The organism is Methylobacterium mesophilicum SR1.6/6 (assembly GCF_000364445.2).
GTDB lineage: Bacteria > Pseudomonadota > Alphaproteobacteria > Rhizobiales > Beijerinckiaceae > Methylobacterium > Methylobacterium mesophilicum_A.
This window is the reverse complement of record NZ_CP043538.1, coordinates 2,033,901-2,050,344: the sequence shown is the minus strand read 5'-3', so window position 1 is coordinate 2,050,344 and position 16,444 is coordinate 2,033,901. Positions and strand designations below refer to the sequence as shown.

The window sequence follows — 16,444 nt, the reverse complement described above, 5'->3', positions numbered from 1 at the left end:
CCGCGCGCACGCCGGGACGGTCAATGGAAAAGGGGCAGGCCCGCCCCGATGATGACGAGGCCGAGCACGACCAAGCCGCCGCCCGCGCTTTCGAGGGCCGCCTGCTGGACCGAGCGCCGCGGCGCCATGCCGGCGAGCGCGGTGCCCGAAGCCAGGCAGATCAGACTCAGCAGGGTCATCACGGTGTTCCTACGCCCCGGGCCGGGCTCGTCTCGCCCGACACGCCCGGGCGAGACGCCCGAGGTTGAGGCAGAGCCCTTAACGAATGCCCCACCCGCACGGATCCGCCGCGCGCGACAATCCTGAGCGGCGCGTCTCACAGGCCGCACCGCACGCCGGCCGGAGATGCGCAACGACCGCCGCGGAGAACGAGACCTGTCCAACGATCATCCGCTTCGGGCATTGGACCGAGAACGGCCGCGTCGGTGTCCTCGGGGACCTTTCGCCTAGCGTGCGCCCATGAAGAACGTGGCGTAGCCGTCCTCGTGGACCCGGTCGAGATGCGCTCGATACGGACCGTAAGGCGGCTCGTGCGGAGCGACGCGTCCGTAGCGCGTCTCCGCCGCCGTATCCTCGGGCAGCAGCGCGAGCGGGGCCGCGGCCGGCGTGAGCTGCGTGCCGCGGCCGGCATGCAGCGTGGTGAGGATCCCGTACATCGCACCCTGGATGTTGGGACGGCACAGCACGGCGAGACGATGCTGCCCGTGCCAGTTGGTCACCAGGTAGATCATGCCCGATTGACTCGGTACGGCGACGCTGCCGGACTGGGCGAAGGGCGCGTCGATCCGCTCGGCCTCGCGGAACACCAAGCGCGCGCTGGCCGCGTCCCAGGCGATCTCGGTGCGGTAGGCGAAGATCGCCCCCGCGGCCTCGAAGGACGGGCGCAGGGTGAGATAGCGGCCCTCGAGCCAGGACACGCCTTCCCGCGCGTAGGCCCCGAGTTCGTCGGGCGCGTGCCGCGGCAGATCCGGAAGCGGGGCCTGCCCCGCCGGCTGCCGGAGGGACTGCCCCAGCGCCTCCTCCAGCCGGATCGTGGTCGCCAGGGTGAAGGGCCGGCGGCCGGCCAGCGCCTTCTCCAGGGTCGAGATGCTGATCCGGGCCTCCTCGGCCAGCGTCTGCCGGGAGATGCGCCGGCGGGCCAGCGCCTCGCGCACGGTCTGGGCAATGGCGCGGCTCTGCGCCTCCGACAGTTCGATCTCGCTCACAGGCACGGCTCGCACGGGCTCGACCCGTACAGATCCGCACGAAACCGCACATTTGCGCAAGCACGGCCAAGCCGACCGTCATGGCAATCGCTTCAGCGACGGTATTGCCGAACACAGCCGCGAAATCTCAGGCTTATGCTGCCACCAGTTCCGGTCTGCAGGCCAAGCGACCACCCCCGTCATTCCGGGACGCCGCAGGCGAGCCCGGAATCCAGATCCACCGACAGCGCAAGGTTCTGATCCCGCTGCGTTGATGGATCCCGGGCTCCGCCAGGCGGTCCCGGGATGACGGGGCGAACGCTTCCGCGTCGAGGCCACACCCGAACCCGAGGACGCACGAGATTCTCTGAACCGATTGCCCTGCTCCGGCCCTCCACGCCGACCCGTCAGGGGGGCACTGCCTCCGAGGCCAAGTCGGTCTCGACGATCAGCCGCAGCGGACCCGCCTCAAGCGCCTCCAGCGGCCAGCAGGTGACGAGGTCGAGATGCCGTCCGGGGGCTTGCGGATCGATGCCCGCGGCGTCCCAGTGCGCCACCCGCGTGCCGGTGACGCGGAAGCGCAGGGTCCGGCCGTCGCGGCCGGTCACCGTGACGAGATCGCCGGGAGCGAGTTGCCCCAGCACCGCGAACTGCGTGTCGCGGTGGGCAGCGATGACCGCGGTGCCGGGCGCGCCGGCCTCCGGGGTGCCGTCGAGGTGGCCGGGGCCGAAGGCCAGGGCCTGGCCGCTCCCGCCCCGCAGCACCACGAAGCTGCGGCCCGCGACGGTGAGCCGGGCGACCGGCTCGGTGTCGGCCCAGGGCCAGGGCCGGGCGGGCCGTCCTCCGGCCAGGGTACGGGCGAAAGCGCGCTCGAGCAGCACCTGGGCCAGGGCGGCCTTGGCGGGAATCCAGGCGGCCTGCGCCGCCAGCCCGAGCCCCGCGAGGGCGAGGAGGGCGGCCAGCGCCCTCCCCGTTTGGATGGCCGGACGGCGGCTCATCGCGCGGCCCCGGTCCGCCGGCCGCCGATCGTCAGGCCGGTGCCCAGCAGGAGGCCCAGTAGGGCGAGGAGCAGGCCCAGGCCGAGCTGCGCCAGGATCCCGGCCCCGGTCTGCGGCAGGTCGATTGCCGCGCCGTCGGCGCGGATCGGCACGATCCGGGCCGCCCCGTCATCGGCGGGCGCGGCGCCGGGCCGGTCCGTGCCGAACACCTGGGCGAAATCCCAGCCCGCCGGCAGGTTCAGCGGCAGGTCGGCGGCGACGAGGGGCGTGCCGGGCGCGCGGCGCGGCGTGGCGTCGATGGCCACGAGGCTGGTCAGCCGCGTCGTCAGGCCGTGCTCCAGAGCCAGAGCCAGGATGGCGGCGTCGGCCGCGTCCGCGCCGAGGCGCCCGGTGATGCGCGCCGTCTCGGTCTCGCCGATCCGGGAGCGCGCCCAGACCTTGGAGATGCCGGAGCCCGCGCCCGCCTCGGCGAGGGAAAGCGTCCGTGTCCAGGTCCGGCCGCCCACCCGTCCCGAGACGGTCACGGTGCCGTGGGACGTGCCCGCGGCCGCCTGCGGCAGTAGCGCGGCGAAGACCAGCGGCTCGCCGCGATACAGATCGGGCAGCGCGCCCGGCGTGACCGCGACGCCCGGGACCGAGAAGGTCGCGGTCAGATCGGTGACGGCGGGGGATTCCAGCTTCTCGTAGAGCGCGCGGGTCCGCTCGCCGACCTGCGCGAGGTCGTGGATCTCGGTGAAGCTGCCGCGGCCGATCTCGGCGGCGTGGCGCATCAGGTGGCCGTTGGGCGCCGAGCCGATGCCGACCATGAACAGGCGCGTGCGCCCGAGACCGGCGTGGATCGCCGCGAAGATCCGCTCCTCGTCGCCGACGGCGCCGTCGGTGAGGAACACGACCTGGCGGACGCGCCCGTCCTCCGGATGCGGATCGGCGAGCGCCGCCTTGAGCGGCGCCAGCATCTCGGTGCCGCCGCGGGCCTCCAGGGCGGCGACGAAGGCTTCGGCCCCCGCCAAGGCGTCCGGCGTTGCCGGGACGGGCTCCGGATGGAGCGCGTCCCAGGTGTCGTCGAAGCGGATGACGTTGACGCGGTCCTGCGGGGTCAGGCGGGCGAGGCCGGCCAGCAGCCCGGCCTTGGCCTGCCGCATCGAGGCGCCCGACATCGAGCCGGAATTGTCGATGACGAAGGTGACGTCGCGCGCCGGCCGGGCGGCCGCATCGATCGAGAGCGCCGGCGGGTTCACGGCGGCCAGCAGGTAGGTCCGGCCCGCCACGGTCTCGCGGAACAGGCCGAGGCCGGGCACCCGGCTCGGGACCGGCGCCCAGGTCAGCTCGAGGTCGCGGTCGGCCGGCACGACGCCGTCGGCGAGCGTGACGGTCCGCGCCTCCGGGCCGGTCTCGGTCACGCGGATCGCGTGGGTCGCGCTGCGGACGTCACCGACGGGGAAGCCCGCCTGCAGCCGCACGGTGACGGCGACCGGGTTGGTCGGCGACGACAGGGCCGGGTCGAGCACCGGCGGGCTGATCCGGGCGCGATCCGGAACCGGGTCGCGGGCCGCCCCGGCCGCGCCGTCGAGGGAGACCGCGTCCACCGGGGCGGGGGCGGGATTGTAGCGGGGCGCGACCACCAGCGGCAGGTGCAGCGTCCGCGTCTCGCCGGAGACGGGGATCGTCTGCTGATAGGTGATCTGGACCAGCACCGTCTCGCCGGGGCCGATATTGGCGACCGCGTTGGTGAAGACGTTGGGGCGCTCCTGCGCGGTCAGTGCCGCCGACTGCCCGGCCGCCTTCGCGGCCTCGTAGGCGCGCTTGGCCGCCGCTCGCTCGCGGATGTCGGCGACGATCACGCGGGCGCCGACGACGAGCTTCATTCCGTCGACGGCCGCGTCCTCCGGCAGGGGATACATGTAGGTGCCCTCGACCCAGTCCGCCGTGACGTTGCGGAAGGCCTGGGTGACGGTGGCCCGGGCGGTCGGGCCGCTGACGTCGACGCTGATGTCGGTCGCGAGCTGGACGGCCTCGACCGGCGCGGTGCCGGCCGGCCCGCGCAGCGTGAGGCCGGCTCGCGCCGGCCCAGGCGCCGCGTGGGCCGAGGCGAGCGTGACGACGAGCGCCAGCAGCGCGAGGAAGAGCGGCGGCAGCGCGGCGTTGCGGGGTGGCTCGACCGCGGATCGTGGGGCGAAGAACGGCATCGGGGAAACCTCCTGCGCCGGCGGATCGAGGCCGGCTCGCCGCTGAAGCTCCCGCGCCCACCGCCGCGCCGCCACGAGAAGCTTCGCCCTTTTCCGGGCGCGGACCGCACGTGCCGGCCGCGCCCGGGCGGATCTGTGCGGAGCCGGTGCGGCGCTGTGCGCCCGGCGGCGGCCCGTGACGGCACGCGCCGCCGCCTTGACATATGCGCAATCTGCGTCTTAGTTATGCTCAACTTGAGTAGAAATGATCGATGACCGAATCCGAGTTCCTGGCAGGCTACGATCCTGCGGCCTACGAGCGGCCCGCCCTGGCGGTGGACCTCGTCCTGCTGGGAATCCATGCGGGCCGGCTCGCCGCCCTGCTGCTGCGGCGGAGCCAGCAGCCGCAGGCCGGCCTCTGGGCGTTGCCGGGCGGATTCGCGGGCATCGCCGAGACCCTCGACGCCGCCGCGGAGCGCGTCCTGCGCGACAAGGCCGGGATCGGGCGGGCGCGGCTCGAGCAGCTCTACACCTTCGGCGCCGTGGACCGGGATCCGCGGATGCGGATCGTCTCGGTCGTCTACCTGGCGCTGCTGCCGGAGGCGGCCTTCGCCGAGGCCCTGGCGGGCGCCGCCGGGCTCGCGGCGGCGACGCTGGTCGTGCCGTGGGCGGGTGAGGCCGGCGGCCCGGTCTCCGCGGTCACGGAGGACGGCGCCCCCCTCGCCCTCGCCTTCGACCACGCCGACATCCTGGCGCTCGCTGTGAAGCGGCTGCGCGGCAAGCTCGACTACACGGATGTCGGCTTCGCGCTGCTCCCGGAGCACTTCACCCTCCGGCAACTCCAGGACGTGCACGCGGCGATCCGCGGCGCGCCCCTCAACAAATCCGCCTTCCGCCGCCGCATGCGCGACCGGGGCTGGATCGCGCCGACGGGCGCCCGCGAGGCCGGGACGGCGTTCCGCCCCGCCGAACTCTTCCGCTTCGACAGGTCGGGTTCATTCTGAGGAGACCACCATGGCCACGGTCCGCAACATCGGCGTGCTCGCCCAGCTCCGGAGCGAGGCGAGCAGCCACATCATCCGCTTCCGCAACGGCCGCGTCCGGCAGAGCGGGCGCGGGCTGGTCTTCTGGTTCCGGCCCGAGACCGCCAGCGTCAGCGAGGTCCCGGTGGACGACCGCGAGATGACCCTGTTCGTCCGCGGCCGCAGCCGGGACTTCCAGACCGTCGTGGTGCAGGGGACGATCGGCTGGCACGTCGTCGATCCGGAGCTGCTGGCGAGCCGGGTCGACTTCTCGATCAATCTCCGGACCGGACGCCTTCAGGGCGAGCCGATCGAGCGGATCGAGGCGCGCCTCGGCGGCATCGCCAGCCAGGCGGCCCTCCAGTATCTCGGGGCGAGCCCGATCGGCGCCCTCCTCGACGCGGGGCCGGAGGCGCTGCGCGCCGTGCTGGAACAGGTGCTCTTCGCAGCCCCGGCGCTGGCCGAGATCGGCATCGCGGCGGTGTCGGTGCGGCTCACCAACCTCGCGCCGACCAGCGAGCTGGAGCGCGCCCTGCAGACGCCGACCTTCGAGGCCCTGCAGCAGAAGGCCGACGAGGCGACCTTCGCGCGGCGCGCCCTGGCGGTCGAGAAGGAGCGCGCCATCGCGGAGAACGAGCTGGCCACGAAGACCGAGCTGGCCCGGCGCGAGACCGTGCTGATCGCGCAGGAAGCCGAGAACGCCCGCGACCGCGCCGCCGGCGTCGCGGAGGCGCGGGGCCTGGAGGCGGCCGCGGAGGCCGAGCGGATCCGGCTGGTCGAGGGGGCGCGCGCCGAGGCGGAGCAGCGCCGCGCCGCCGTCTACCGGGACATGCCGCCCGCCGTCCTGCTCGGGCTGGCGGCCCGGGAACTCGCCGGTAAGCTGGAGACGATCGAGCACGTCAACGTCACGCCGGACCTGCTCGCGGCTTTCCTGGGTCAGGTCCGCGGCGCGCTGCCGGCGCCGCGCTGAGGAGGCACCCGATGCCCGCCGTGACGCCCCGCGCGGTCTTCGTGGTCCGCGACACCGACTACGAGCTGCTTCTCGCCCGCCACGCCACCCGCGGACAGGTCCGGTTCTTCCTGGAGAGCCGCGGGCAGGCGATCGACGCGGTCGAGGCGCGCCACGCCCAGTTCCACGCTGCGTTGGCCCAGGCGCGGACGGCCGTGCCCCCGGAGTGGCGTCAGGCGCTGGTGCGGCGCCCCGATCTCGACCGCTTCCTCTTCGCCCCCGAGGACGTCGTGGTGGCGGTGGGGCAGGACGGGCTGGTGGCCAACGTCGCCAAGTACCTGGACGGGCAGCCGGTGGTCGGCGTCAATCCGGCGCCCGACCTCTACGACGGCATCCTGGCCCGGGCCCGGGTGGAGCATCTGCCCGCCCTTCTCCCGGCCAGCGCCGCCGGCGCCGTCCCGCTCCAGCGGCGCACCATGGTGCAGGCCGTGCTCGATGGCGGCGCGCGGCTGCTCGCCCTCAACGAGATCTTCGTCGGCCACCGCAGCCATCAATCCGCGCGCTACCGGATCGACGACGGCGCGCGGGCGGAGGATCAATCGTCGAGCGGGCTGATCGTGGCCACGGGGACCGGCCTGACCGGGTGGGCGCGCTCGATCAGCGACGCGACGCACCTGACGCTGGCGGTGGGCGTCGAGGAGGCGGCCTTCGGCTACTGGGTGCGCGAGCCGTTCCCGAGCGTCGCCACGGGCACGGACCTGCGCGCGGGCAAGTTCGCCGGCGCGCCCCTCACCGTGGTCTCGCGGATGAACGAGGGCGGCGTGGTGTTCGCCGACGGGATCGAGCAGGACTTCATCGCCTTCGACTGGGGACGGCGCGTGGAGCTCTCACCCGCGGCGCGAACCCTGAACCTCGTGGACGCCTGAGGCGGTGTTGGTGGGCTCGCCAGATCCGGATGTCGTGAAGGTCCGGCCACACTCTCGACGCAAAAGCCGAGCTTGCCAGGGGAGCCGAGGCTTGTCAGTCTCAGCTTAGCCGTACGGGCGACCGGTACAGGCCGCAGCGTATTCTCATTTGGCTGCACGATGTGGGAAGGCCGGGCTCATGAACAGGGACGATGAGAGGGCCGCTGGCGGCGCGATGGACGGGACCGCCGCGTTCCGGCGCCGGGCGGCGTTCCTCAACCGCCGGTCGTTCCTGGCCGGTTCGGCCGCCGGCGTCGGCGTGCTCGGCCTGGCCGGCTGCGGCACCTCCGACAGCCTGCTCCTCGCCGAGGCGTCGAAGACCTACGGGCCCATGCCGAACGAGAAGTTCCCGATTCCGGCGGTCGACATCAGCAAGGTCGATCCGAAGTATTACCGGCGTACGGTGAGCTACGAGACCAAGGAAGCCCCGGGCACGATCATCGTCGATCCCGGCAAGTTCTACGTCTACCGCGTCGAGGGCGACGGGACGGCCACGCGCTACGGCGCCAATGTCGGCCGCGACGGGTTCCTGTGGAGCGGCGACGCCTATGTGGGCCGCAAGTCCGAATGGGCGACCTGGACCCCGCCCAAGGAGATGATCCGGCGCCAGCCCGAGGCCGCGAAATACGCCCGCGGCATGCCGGGCGGCCTCGACAACCCCCTGGGCGCCCGCACCCTCCACCTCTACAAGAACGGCGCCTATACGCTGTACACGATCTACGCCAGCAGCGAGCCCGACACGATCGGGTCGGGCATCACCAGCGGCTGCGTCGGCCTGCTGACCCAGGACATGATCCACCTCTACGCCCGGACGCCGGTGAAGACGAAGGTGGTCGTCCTGCCCGCCTAGGGAGGCGCCGTCGGCCCGCTACCAGGGTACCGTCGCGCCCGTGTAGTCGAGGAACGCGCAGCCGCGCTGGCCCAGCCGCGCCTCGATCACCGCCACCATGCCGCGCGCGCTGGTCTCGACATCGAGCGTCGCCCGTCGGCCGCCGAGATCCGTTCGCACCCAGCCGGGATGCATGAGGAGGACACCCCAGGGCGCTCCGACATGCTGGCCCGCGAAGGACCGCGCCAGGGTGTTGAGCGCCGCCTTGCTGGCCCGGTAACTTCCCCAGCCGCCGCCGCGGTTCAGGGAGACCGAGCCCAGCTTCGACGTCATCAGCACGATCAGGCCATCCCGGGCGACGCGCGCGTGGAACGCCTGCGCGAAGCGGATCGGGCTCAGGGCGTTCGTCTGAAACACCGCCCCGGCGACGTCACGGGGCATGAGGCCGGCCGGGGTGCCGGCCTGCGTCGCGACGCCGGCGACGACGAAGATGAGGTCGAAGTCCGGCGCATCGGACAGGGCGGTTCCGAGACGGGCCACGGCCTCGTCGTCGTCGATATCGAGGCCGGCCTCGATCCGCAGGGGACCGGCCTGGGCGAGATCGGCCAGCGCCGCCGAGGGGTGACGCACGGTGGCGGTCACATCCCAGCCCTGCGCGAGGAACCGGGCAACGAGGCCGCGCGAGGCCCCGACGATCAGGGCACGGCGCCGGCTCACGGGACCCGGGCCTCCGCGCCAAAGCCGAGGCCGGACGCGAAGCGGTTCCAGGTCTCGACCCGCACCTGGCCGCCGGTGGCGCGCCTGTGCCCCTGCGCGAAGTGATCGTCCGGGCCCAGCGGCGGCGCACGGTCCTGAAGGAACGCGATCAGGTCCGGCACCGAGGCGCTGCGGACCGCGAAATGCACGAAGCCCGGCCGGAAGCCCGCGTTGGCGCCGATCACGACCTGCCGGCGCAGGCGGCCGGTCCAGGACTGCGCGACGAGCGGGTGGATCTGGCAGGGTGAGTCGCAGCGGACCAGCGCCACGGGCCCGGCGAAATGGGGCGGCAGCTTGCGGGCGGCATCCAGCGCCGCCTTCACCTCGGCGCGCGCCGCGTGCAGCGCCTCGGCCTCCGGATCCGCGGCGGCGAGGATGTCGGCCGGCCCGGATGCCCGGAGCAGCAGGCGCAGCGCCGGCCCCGCGTCGCCCGAGGCCGAGCGCCGCGGCGCGTTGACGAGGCTCACGGCCTCGCGCAGCGCCTTGGCGGTATGGGATTTTCGCAGCGCGGCCATGACCTCGGGGAAGTCGCGGCCCGCGCCGCGCTCGCCGAGATCGCCGACGAGTCCGATCCCCGCGAGCCACGCGAGGTCGTCCGCCGGTCCTAGGGCTTCCGCGCCGGCAAGCGCCAGCAGGCTGGAAGTGGGGATCGGCGTGTCGGCATGGCCGCTGATCACGGTGGCCTCGGACGCGTCGGGCCAGGAGCGCGGCACGTGGTGATCCACCAGCACCGTCGGCACGCCGGGAAGGATGGCACCGGCCTGCACGCCCAGGTCGGTGACCACGAGGCCTCCAGGCCCCTGGCTCGCGAGTTCGCGACGGAGGGCATCCGACCAGGGCGACTCGCCGCGGCCGATCACCCGGACCCGGCCGGGCGACCGTCCGGCGCGCGCCAGGGCGCGGCCCAGGAGGGCGCCCGCCGAAAGACCGTCCGCGTCGTCGTGGCAGAGCACCACCGGAGCGCCGGGTCCGAAGCCCGCAACCGCCCGGGCGAAGGCGGCCCCGTGCGCGGCGAGGGCGGTCACGACGGCCGGCCCCGTGCGATCCGGCTCAAACCCCGTCGGCCTGCTGCATCCGCGCGGACCGGCAGTAACTGCTCTCGGGCCTGCATCCATCGCCTCGGATGTCGGGGTCGGTTCCGGGCGGCAACCGCCCTACGCGCGGCCGGGTTGCCGCGCCCCTTGTCGCAGGCGGGCTGCGACGCGAACGCGACCCAAAGATCTTGAGCGCGCAACGCCCGCATGGTGCGGCGGTTACGTCGCAGTCCGAGGCAGGAACAGCAGTATCACGGTGGCGTTTGCCGGCAGAACCCAATACAACTTGGAGCTACGACTGCATGGCCAGCACAGATATCGCTTCGATCTACGCGAGCGCCCTCCGCAATACCCGTGCCCTGGAGAAGCAGGGCTTGGAGCAGATGGAGCGTCAGCTGTCTGGCCTCGGGCGTTATCCGGATTATGCCGCCGTCCTGCGCCGGCATGTCGAGACCACGCGATCGCAGCTCGACCGCCTCGACAAGGCGCTGGCGGCGGTCGGCGAGAGCCCGTCGACGCTGAAGGAGACGGTCACGAGCGTCGCCGGCTCGATCGGTGCCGCCGTCCACGCGACCGCCCAGGACGAGACGCTCAAGAACCTCTACGCGGGCTACGCCTACCAGTACGACCAGATCGCCGCCTACCGCTCCCTGGCGGTCATCGCCGAGCGGGCCGGCAAGTCCGACCACGCGTCCGACTTCCGGGCCGCGGTCGAAGAGGAGACCAGGGGTGCCGAGGAGATCGCGGCGCTGATCGAGCCGGTGACCCGGACCTACCTCGATCTGACGCTGAGCGGCGCCAAGGCCGACAGCTGAGACGGGGTGGTCCGCCCCGACGACCTGATCCACCTGCGCCCCGGAGCCGATGAGATGGACGATCCCACGCCCATAGCCGTCACGGTCGAGGCCTGCGGCGAGGACCGGGCCCGATTCCGCTGGCACCTGACGGACGCCGACGGCGTCTCGATCCGGGTGTCGCCGGAAACCTATGCCTCGTCCCAGGACGCGGACGCGGCCGGCCGCGCCGCGCTGGATGCGTTCGGGGCGGCGTTCCCGGCCTGATACCGTGTCGGGTCGGCGCCCCGCCGATGGGCCGTGCGCCGACCGGTATCGACCTCTGGACTCGCGGGAGTCCGGAGGCGTCAGGGCAGGAGGCCGTCCGGAAACACAGGCTCAGTCCGCCGCCTCGCGCAGCAGGCCCGGCACCGCGCCCGGCAACTCCCGGGCGAGGAAGCCGACCGGACCGACCGTGGCGGTCAGGCGCCTGCCGGCCTCGCCGTGCAGGAACACGCCCCAGAGGGCGGCCTGCAGCGGGCCCACGCCGCGCGCCAGCAGGCCGACGACGATCCCAGCCAGGACGTCGCCGGAGCCCGACGTCGCGAGGCCGACGCCGCCGCCCTCGTAGAGCCAGCGTTCGCCCTGGGGGTCCACGATCCAGGTCCGCGCGCCCTTCATCACGACCACGGCCCGCAGCAGCTCGGCCGCCGCGAGCGCGGCGTCGAGGGGATCCGCCTCCACGGCCTGGCGGCTCCGATCCAGCAGCTGCGCCATCTCGCCCGCATGGGGCGTGATCACCGCGCGTCCCTGATGCCGCGCGACCTCGGCGGCGTGCGGGGCCAGCCCGCAGATCGCGGACGCGTCGAGGATGAAGGTGGCGGACGGCAGGGCATCCAGGAGTTCGAGCGCCAGCGCCGCCGTCGGCCCGTCCTCCACCATGCCGGGCCCGACCAGGAGCGCATCGCAGCCTGTCGCGATCTTGCGCAGACCCTCCGCCGCGCGCGCAGCGTCGACGCCGCCCTCCGGGGTCTCGGGAAGGCCGACGACCATGGCTTCGGGCACCGCCAGCGCCAAGCCGGTCGCCGCGCACCCGACGGTGGCGATCTTCAGCTTCCCGGCACCCGCCCGCAGGGCCGCGACCCCGGCCAGTAGGGCCGCCCCCGGGACCGAGGCCGAGCCTCCGATCACCAGGGCGCTGCCGCGCTCGTCCTTGCTGCCCTCGTGGGGAACCGGGAGCGGATGCGCCTTGAGCGCGGCGGCGGTGAGGCTCGAGTGGGTCATCGGGCTGCCACGTTTGCGTCGGGCTCGGACGTGACGGGCGCGCCCGCCTCGGCGATGGGGGCGACGAAGTTGTAGCGCTCCAGCGCCAGGACGCCGTCCTTCCCCGCCTGGCTGCGGAAGGCGTACTCGGTCACCGAGCAGTTGGCGACGTCGCCCGCGGCATCGATGGCCAGGATCTCCGCCTCGGTCATGTCCTCGATGAGGTAGCGCAGGCACAGCACCACGACCTGATGGGCGACGATGAGGACCCGCCGCTCGCCGTGATGCAGCGAGACCGTGTCCAGGGCGCTCCTGAGGCGCAGGATGACGTCGCACCAGCTCTCGCCGGACGGCGGCCGGTGGTAGAACTTGCCGAGGCGGCGGCGCATCTCGGCCTGCTCGGGGTGCAGTTGCTCGACGCCGGTCCGTGTCAGCCGGTCGAGGAGGCCGAGCTCCTTCTCGCGCAGGCGCTCGTCGGCGAGCGGGTCCCTGGCGTCCTGCATCAGGCCGCCCGCGGCGCGGATGCGGTCCGACGTCTGCCGGGCTCGGAGGTAGGGCGACGTCAGCACGATCTCGGGCCGGCCGTCCGCCGGCAGGCCCGCGAACCAGCGTCCGACCGCGTCGGCCTGGCGCTCGCCCCGCGTACTGAGGGGAACGTCCACGTCGCGCTCGGCGATGTCGATGTGGGTGCGGCTCGCCCCGGAGGCGGCCTCCGCCGCGACGTTGCCGGCGCTCTCGCCGTGCCGCACGATCCACAACCGGCTCGGCCAGCGCTGCTGCATGTGGCGTCATCCCCCCGTCGTGTCGGGCAACGCCTGCCGGGCCCGCCGGTTCGCACCGGGACTGAAGGCCTCGGCCTGCCGGGTCATCCGCCGCACCCACTGGCGGCAGTTGGAGCCATCAACCGGACCCGGAGCCGCCGCGCGGCTCGCGCCGTCACCGGCGCGTCGGGCGGGCGACAGGATGCGCGCGGGATCAAGGCTTGATCCGAGCGGGGGCAGGGGCGGATCAGGAACTTTCGCCCAGGACACGTGCACCGACCCCAGCTCGCAATGCCGACGGCACCGCCTTGGGGGCTGAAGCGCCCTGCGGTCACGCCGTCGCGGTCGGCGATTGAATCGGTCGTGCCGCTCGCCAGCCACCATCACGGGATGCAGCGGCGTCGACGATCTGACCGTGATTGTGGAAGCCTGTGGCGCGCCCGAAAGGATTCGAACCTCTGACCCCCAGATTCGTAGTCTGGTGCTCTATCCAGCTGAGCTACGGGCGCCTGACACGGCGGCGGGCTCTCGGCTCGCCGGTGTGAGGGGGCTTCTAGAGGCTCGGATCGGGCTTGGCAAGACACCTTGCGCGACGCCGGCCCATCACGCGGGACTACAGGATCCGCGCGCTCGCCTTCACCCGCTCCTCCGCGGCCCGGATCGCCTCCGGGGTGCCGACATGCAGCCACTGGCCGTCGAGGCGCATGCCGAACAGCCGGCCCTTCGTGATCGCCCGGTCGAACAGCAGGTTGAGCGAGAAGGCGCCCTCCGGCGTGTCGGCAAACAGCGCCGGGTTCAGGATCGCCACGCCCGCGTAGATGAAGGGCGCCACCTCGCGCTCGCCGCGCCGCTCCAGGCGGCCGTCCGGATCCATCACGAAATCCCCGGCGCCCTCGTAGCCGAGGCTCGTGGCGGTGGGCGCCACCAGCAGGAGACCGTCCATGCGCGCGCCGTCCCAGGTCTCGATCAGCCGCCGCAGGTTCGAGGCCGGCCCTTCGAGCCAGAACGAGTCCGAGTTCAGCACCACGAAGGGCGCGTCCCCCAGCATCGGCAGCGCCTTGCGGATGCCGCCGCCGGTCTCCAGGAGCGCCGCCCGCTCGTCGGACACGCGCGTGGCCGGTCCTGCGGCGCCCCCTTCAGCCCGGCGGGCGAGATGGCCCTCGATGAGGTCGGCGAGATAGTGGACGTTGACGATCGCGGTCCCGATCCCGGCCTCGTCTATCCGGTCCAGGGCGTGGTCGAGGAGCGCCTTGCCGGCCACCTCCACCAGGGGTTTCGGCACCGTGGCGGTCACCGGCCGCATGCGCTTGCCCAGGCCCGCGGCCAGGACGAAGGCGCGGCTGACGGCGGGAACGGGCTCGCTCATGCGGTCAGGGTCCGGTGGTCAGGGTTCGGGGGCGGGGGCGACGAGGCCCGGCAGATGGTCCCCGTGCCAGGCCCGCAGCCCAGCCAGCGCCGGATGGGCGAGGTTGCGCGCGAGGTAACCCTCGATCCGCGGCAGGTGGGCGAGGTAGCCGGGCTTGCCGTCGCGCCGATCGAGCCGGGCGAAGATGCCGAGGATCTTGGTGGCGCGCTGCGCGGCCAGCAGCGCGTAGGCGGTGGCGAAGGCGCCGACATCGAAAGCCGGATCCTTCCCCCGGCGCTCGCGGGCGTAGAGGCCGAGCAGCCGCAGCTCGAACTCCGCGCTGGTATCGACCCGGGCATCCTGCAGCAGCGATGCGACGTCGTAGGCCGGGTGGCCCATCACGGCGTCCTGGAAGTCGATCAGGCCGACCCGCTCCAGCCCGTCCCGTTCCGGCAGCCAGATCAGGTTCGGCGAGTGGTAGTCACGCAGGGTCCAGGTCGGCCGGTCCGGGACCGCGCCCTGCAGGGCCTCGCGCCACAGGTCCACGAAGGCGCCCCGCGCCGCCGCCGACAGCGTGACGTCGCGGATCGCCGGCGCGTACCAGTCGGGCATCAACTCCGCCTCGAACAGCAGGGCCTCGACGTCGTAGGGCGGCAGCACGTGCTCGATCCCGTCCGCCACCGGCAGGACCGAGGGCAGCGGCGTGGCGTGGAGCTTGGCGAGCAGCCGCACGGCCTCGGAATAGCGCTCGGGCCGGGGGGCGCCGGCCTCCACCACGGGCTCGGTGCCGAGATCCTCCAGGATCAGCAGCCCCTCGGCAAGGTCCTCGCCGTAGATCCTGGGCGCCGAGAAGCCGAGCGCCCGAAGGCCGCGGTCGAGGGCCACGAAGGCGTGGACGCTCTCGGCCAGATGGACGATCGCGCTGTAGGTCTTGCCGTCGCGCACGGGCGGCCCGTCCGGCCGGGGCGGCGCGATCATCAGCACGGCGCTGGTACCATCGGGCTTGGTCAGGCGCTCGTAGGCGCGGGAGGAGGCGTCCCCCTGCATCAGCGTGCGCTCGGCGATGTCCCAGCCGCTCCGGTCGAGGAGCCGGCGTACCGCCCGGGCCCGGTCCAGGCGCGCGCGCATGCCGCCGGTGCCGTCGACCCGGGCGAGCCGGGCCTCGGGTCCGAACTCCGCCCGCAGGGACAGGTCGACGGTGAGCACCGGGCCGTCGCGGGGCGGCATCCGGTCCGGCCACTCGATCAGGGTGATCGCGCCTTCGGCCATCTCGTCGAAGCCGAGCTCCACCAGCTCGTCGGGGTCGCGCAGCCGGTAGAGGTCGGCGTGGATGATCGCGCGGCCGTCGCGGGCCGTGTAGGGCTGGATCAGCGTGAAGGTCGGGCTCGGCACCTCAAGCCGCGGCGCGCCGGCCAGCTCGCGGATCACCGCGCGGGCGAGCGTCGTCTTGCCACCGCCGAGGCCGCCCGAGAGCGCCACGACGTCGCCCGGCAGCAGGAACTCGGACAGGAACAGTCCGAGATCCTCGGTGGCCGTCTCCTCCGGCAACACGAATTCCCACGGGGCCGGCGGCGCGGATGCGCCCGGTGCCCCGTCGGCCGTGTGCCCGTCTTGTTCGTCTCCGCCCAACGCCCGCCTCCGAGACCCGAGGGCGCATGGTCCGGAAACACGCCACGGATGCAAGCGTTTCCGGCCACGGTTGTGCGCTTCCCGCCCGCCCGGTGCACCGAAAGCACGCTCGTGCGGGCCCGTCACCGATCGCCGTCGGAGTGCCGCGCTTGGCACACGCCTTGCCGAGGGGCGCGGGCGGGGCGCCTTGATGCCCGTCCGTGATCAGGCAGGGAGAGAACGATGAAGCGCGAGGACCTCACCGAGAAGCTGCTCGACATCAAGCGCGAGAAGGGCTGGAGCTGGAAGCACATCCACGAGGCGATCGGCGGCCTCTCGCCGTTCCTGATCACGGCGGCCTGCATGGGCCAGATGAAGCTGCCGAAGGCACAGGCGAAGCGCGCGGCCGAGCTGTTCGGGCTGACCGAGGCGGAGGAGCGGATGCTCAACGAGCCGCCCTACCGCGGCTCGATCCCCACGATGCCGCCGACCGACCCGCTGATCTACCGGTTCTACGAGCTGGTGATGGTCTACGGCACGACCTTCAAGGAGCTGATCCAGGAGGAGTTCGGCGACGGCATCATGTCGGCGATCGACTTCAACATGGACATGGCCCGGGAGGCCAACAACAAGGGCGACCGGGTGAAGCTCACCATGTCGGGCAAGTTCCTGCCGTACAAGTATTACGGCAACGACGATGAGACGCCGGAATACGGGTTCAAGGAGGGCTGAGCGGTCCGGAGGGCTTCTCCATTCGGCACCAACGCCATTGAAGCAGGGCGCTTTTCCCCT

17 protein-coding genes and 1 tRNA gene are annotated in these 16,444 nt (G+C 73.1%); 7 read left to right on the top strand and 11 right to left on the bottom strand.

Annotated features, from left to right (window positions below):
• Positions 1-20: 20 nt before the first annotated feature.
• From MMSR116_RS31345 to MMSR116_RS09640, 4 genes are all read right to left on the bottom strand, one after another.
• Positions 21-179: a hypothetical protein gene (locus tag MMSR116_RS31345; protein WP_010684926.1), complete on the bottom strand. Its 159-nt coding sequence runs from the start codon at positions 177-179 to the stop codon at positions 21-23.
• Positions 180-446: 267 nt separating this feature from the next.
• Complete coding sequence (locus MMSR116_RS09650; protein WP_039893715.1) at positions 447-1,205, bottom strand: helix-turn-helix domain-containing protein; 759 nt, start codon at positions 1,203-1,205, stop codon at positions 447-449.
• A 386-nt stretch (positions 1,206-1,591) separates the two neighbouring features.
• The gene (locus MMSR116_RS09645; protein WP_010684924.1) at positions 1,592-2,182 is read right to left on the bottom strand and encodes a class GN sortase; all 591 of its coding nucleotides are present in this window, start codon (positions 2,180-2,182) and stop codon (positions 1,592-1,594) included.
• Complete coding sequence (locus tag MMSR116_RS09640; protein ID WP_010684923.1) at positions 2,179-4,368, bottom strand: marine proteobacterial sortase target protein; 2,190 nt, start codon at positions 4,366-4,368, stop codon at positions 2,179-2,181. The genes MMSR116_RS09645 and MMSR116_RS09640 overlap by 4 nt, the downstream gene beginning before the upstream one ends.
• A 251-nt stretch (positions 4,369-4,619) precedes the next feature.
• Between MMSR116_RS09640 and MMSR116_RS09635 the strand changes: the two genes are divergently transcribed.
• The 4 genes from MMSR116_RS09635 (at position 4,620) to MMSR116_RS09620 (ending at position 8,133) form a co-directional block, all read left to right on the top strand.
• Entirely contained in the window at positions 4,620-5,351 is a 732-nt protein-coding gene (locus tag MMSR116_RS09635; RefSeq protein WP_010684922.1) for an NUDIX hydrolase, read from the top strand.
• A 10-nt stretch (positions 5,352-5,361) separates the two neighbouring features.
• Positions 5,362-6,339 carry an SPFH domain-containing protein gene (locus MMSR116_RS09630; RefSeq protein WP_010684921.1) on the top strand — a complete coding sequence of 326 codons (978 nt, stop codon included), beginning with the start codon at positions 5,362-5,364 and terminating at the stop codon, positions 6,337-6,339.
• Positions 6,340-6,350: 11 nt separating this feature from the next.
• A complete protein-coding gene (locus MMSR116_RS09625) occupies positions 6,351-7,244 on the top strand; it encodes an NAD(+)/NADH kinase (RefSeq protein WP_010684920.1) in 894 nt (297 codons plus the stop codon).
• A 214-nt stretch (positions 7,245-7,458) separates the two neighbouring features.
• Positions 7,459-8,133 carry a L,D-transpeptidase family protein gene (locus tag MMSR116_RS09620; RefSeq protein WP_191991948.1) on the top strand — a complete coding sequence of 225 codons (675 nt, stop codon included), beginning with the start codon at positions 7,459-7,461 and terminating at the stop codon, positions 8,131-8,133.
• A gap of 18 nt (positions 8,134-8,151) precedes the next feature.
• Here the strand turns inward: MMSR116_RS09620 and MMSR116_RS09615 are convergent, their stop codons facing one another.
• Together MMSR116_RS09615 and MMSR116_RS09610 are read right to left on the bottom strand one after the other, a co-directional pair.
• Entirely contained in the window at positions 8,152-8,829 is a 678-nt protein-coding gene (locus tag MMSR116_RS09615) for an SDR family oxidoreductase (RefSeq protein ID WP_010684918.1), read from the bottom strand.
• Positions 8,826-9,893: a DHH family phosphoesterase gene (locus MMSR116_RS09610; RefSeq protein WP_010684917.1), complete on the bottom strand. Its 1,068-nt coding sequence runs from the start codon at positions 9,891-9,893 to the stop codon at positions 8,826-8,828. Before MMSR116_RS09610 ends, MMSR116_RS09615 begins: the two co-directional genes overlap by 4 nt.
• 311 nt (positions 9,894-10,204) lie before the next feature.
• On the opposite strand from MMSR116_RS09610, the gene MMSR116_RS09605 reads away from it, so the two are divergent.
• Together MMSR116_RS09605 and MMSR116_RS09600 are read left to right on the top strand one after the other, a co-directional pair.
• On the top strand, positions 10,205-10,717 hold the full coding sequence (locus MMSR116_RS09605) for a DUF892 family protein (protein WP_010684916.1): 513 nt from the start codon (positions 10,205-10,207) through the stop codon (positions 10,715-10,717).
• A gap of 6 nt (positions 10,718-10,723) precedes the next feature.
• A complete protein-coding gene (locus tag MMSR116_RS09600; protein ID WP_010684915.1) occupies positions 10,724-10,963 on the top strand; it encodes a hypothetical protein in 240 nt (79 codons plus the stop codon).
• Between the two features lie 111 nt (positions 10,964-11,074).
• Here the strand turns inward: MMSR116_RS09600 and MMSR116_RS09595 are convergent, their stop codons facing one another.
• From MMSR116_RS09595 to MMSR116_RS09575, 5 genes are all read right to left on the bottom strand, one after another.
• Entirely contained in the window at positions 11,075-11,959 is an 885-nt protein-coding gene (locus tag MMSR116_RS09595) for an NAD(P)H-hydrate dehydratase (RefSeq protein ID WP_010684914.1), read from the bottom strand.
• Positions 11,956-12,720: a histidine phosphatase family protein gene (locus MMSR116_RS09590; RefSeq protein WP_010684913.1), complete on the bottom strand. Its 765-nt coding sequence runs from the start codon at positions 12,718-12,720 to the stop codon at positions 11,956-11,958. Before MMSR116_RS09590 ends, MMSR116_RS09595 begins: the two co-directional genes overlap by 4 nt.
• A 411-nt stretch (positions 12,721-13,131) precedes the next feature.
• Positions 13,132-13,208: transfer RNA gene (locus MMSR116_RS09585), tRNA-Arg, on the bottom strand.
• Positions 13,209-13,312: 104 nt separating this feature from the next.
• Positions 13,313-14,065 carry a nucleotidyltransferase family protein gene (locus tag MMSR116_RS09580; protein ID WP_010684912.1) on the bottom strand — a complete coding sequence of 251 codons (753 nt, stop codon included), beginning with the start codon at positions 14,063-14,065 and terminating at the stop codon, positions 13,313-13,315.
• A gap of 18 nt (positions 14,066-14,083) precedes the next feature.
• Positions 14,084-15,673 carry a bifunctional tRNA (adenosine(37)-N6)-threonylcarbamoyltransferase complex ATPase subunit type 1 TsaE/phosphotransferase gene (locus tag MMSR116_RS09575; protein ID WP_010684911.1) on the bottom strand — a complete coding sequence of 530 codons (1,590 nt, stop codon included), beginning with the start codon at positions 15,671-15,673 and terminating at the stop codon, positions 14,084-14,086.
• Positions 15,674-15,895: 222 nt separating this feature from the next.
• On the opposite strand from MMSR116_RS09575, the gene cynS reads away from it, so the two are divergent.
• A complete protein-coding gene (gene cynS, locus MMSR116_RS09570; RefSeq protein WP_010684910.1) occupies positions 15,896-16,384 on the top strand; it encodes a cyanase in 489 nt (162 codons plus the stop codon).
• Positions 16,385-16,444 lie beyond the last annotated feature (60 nt).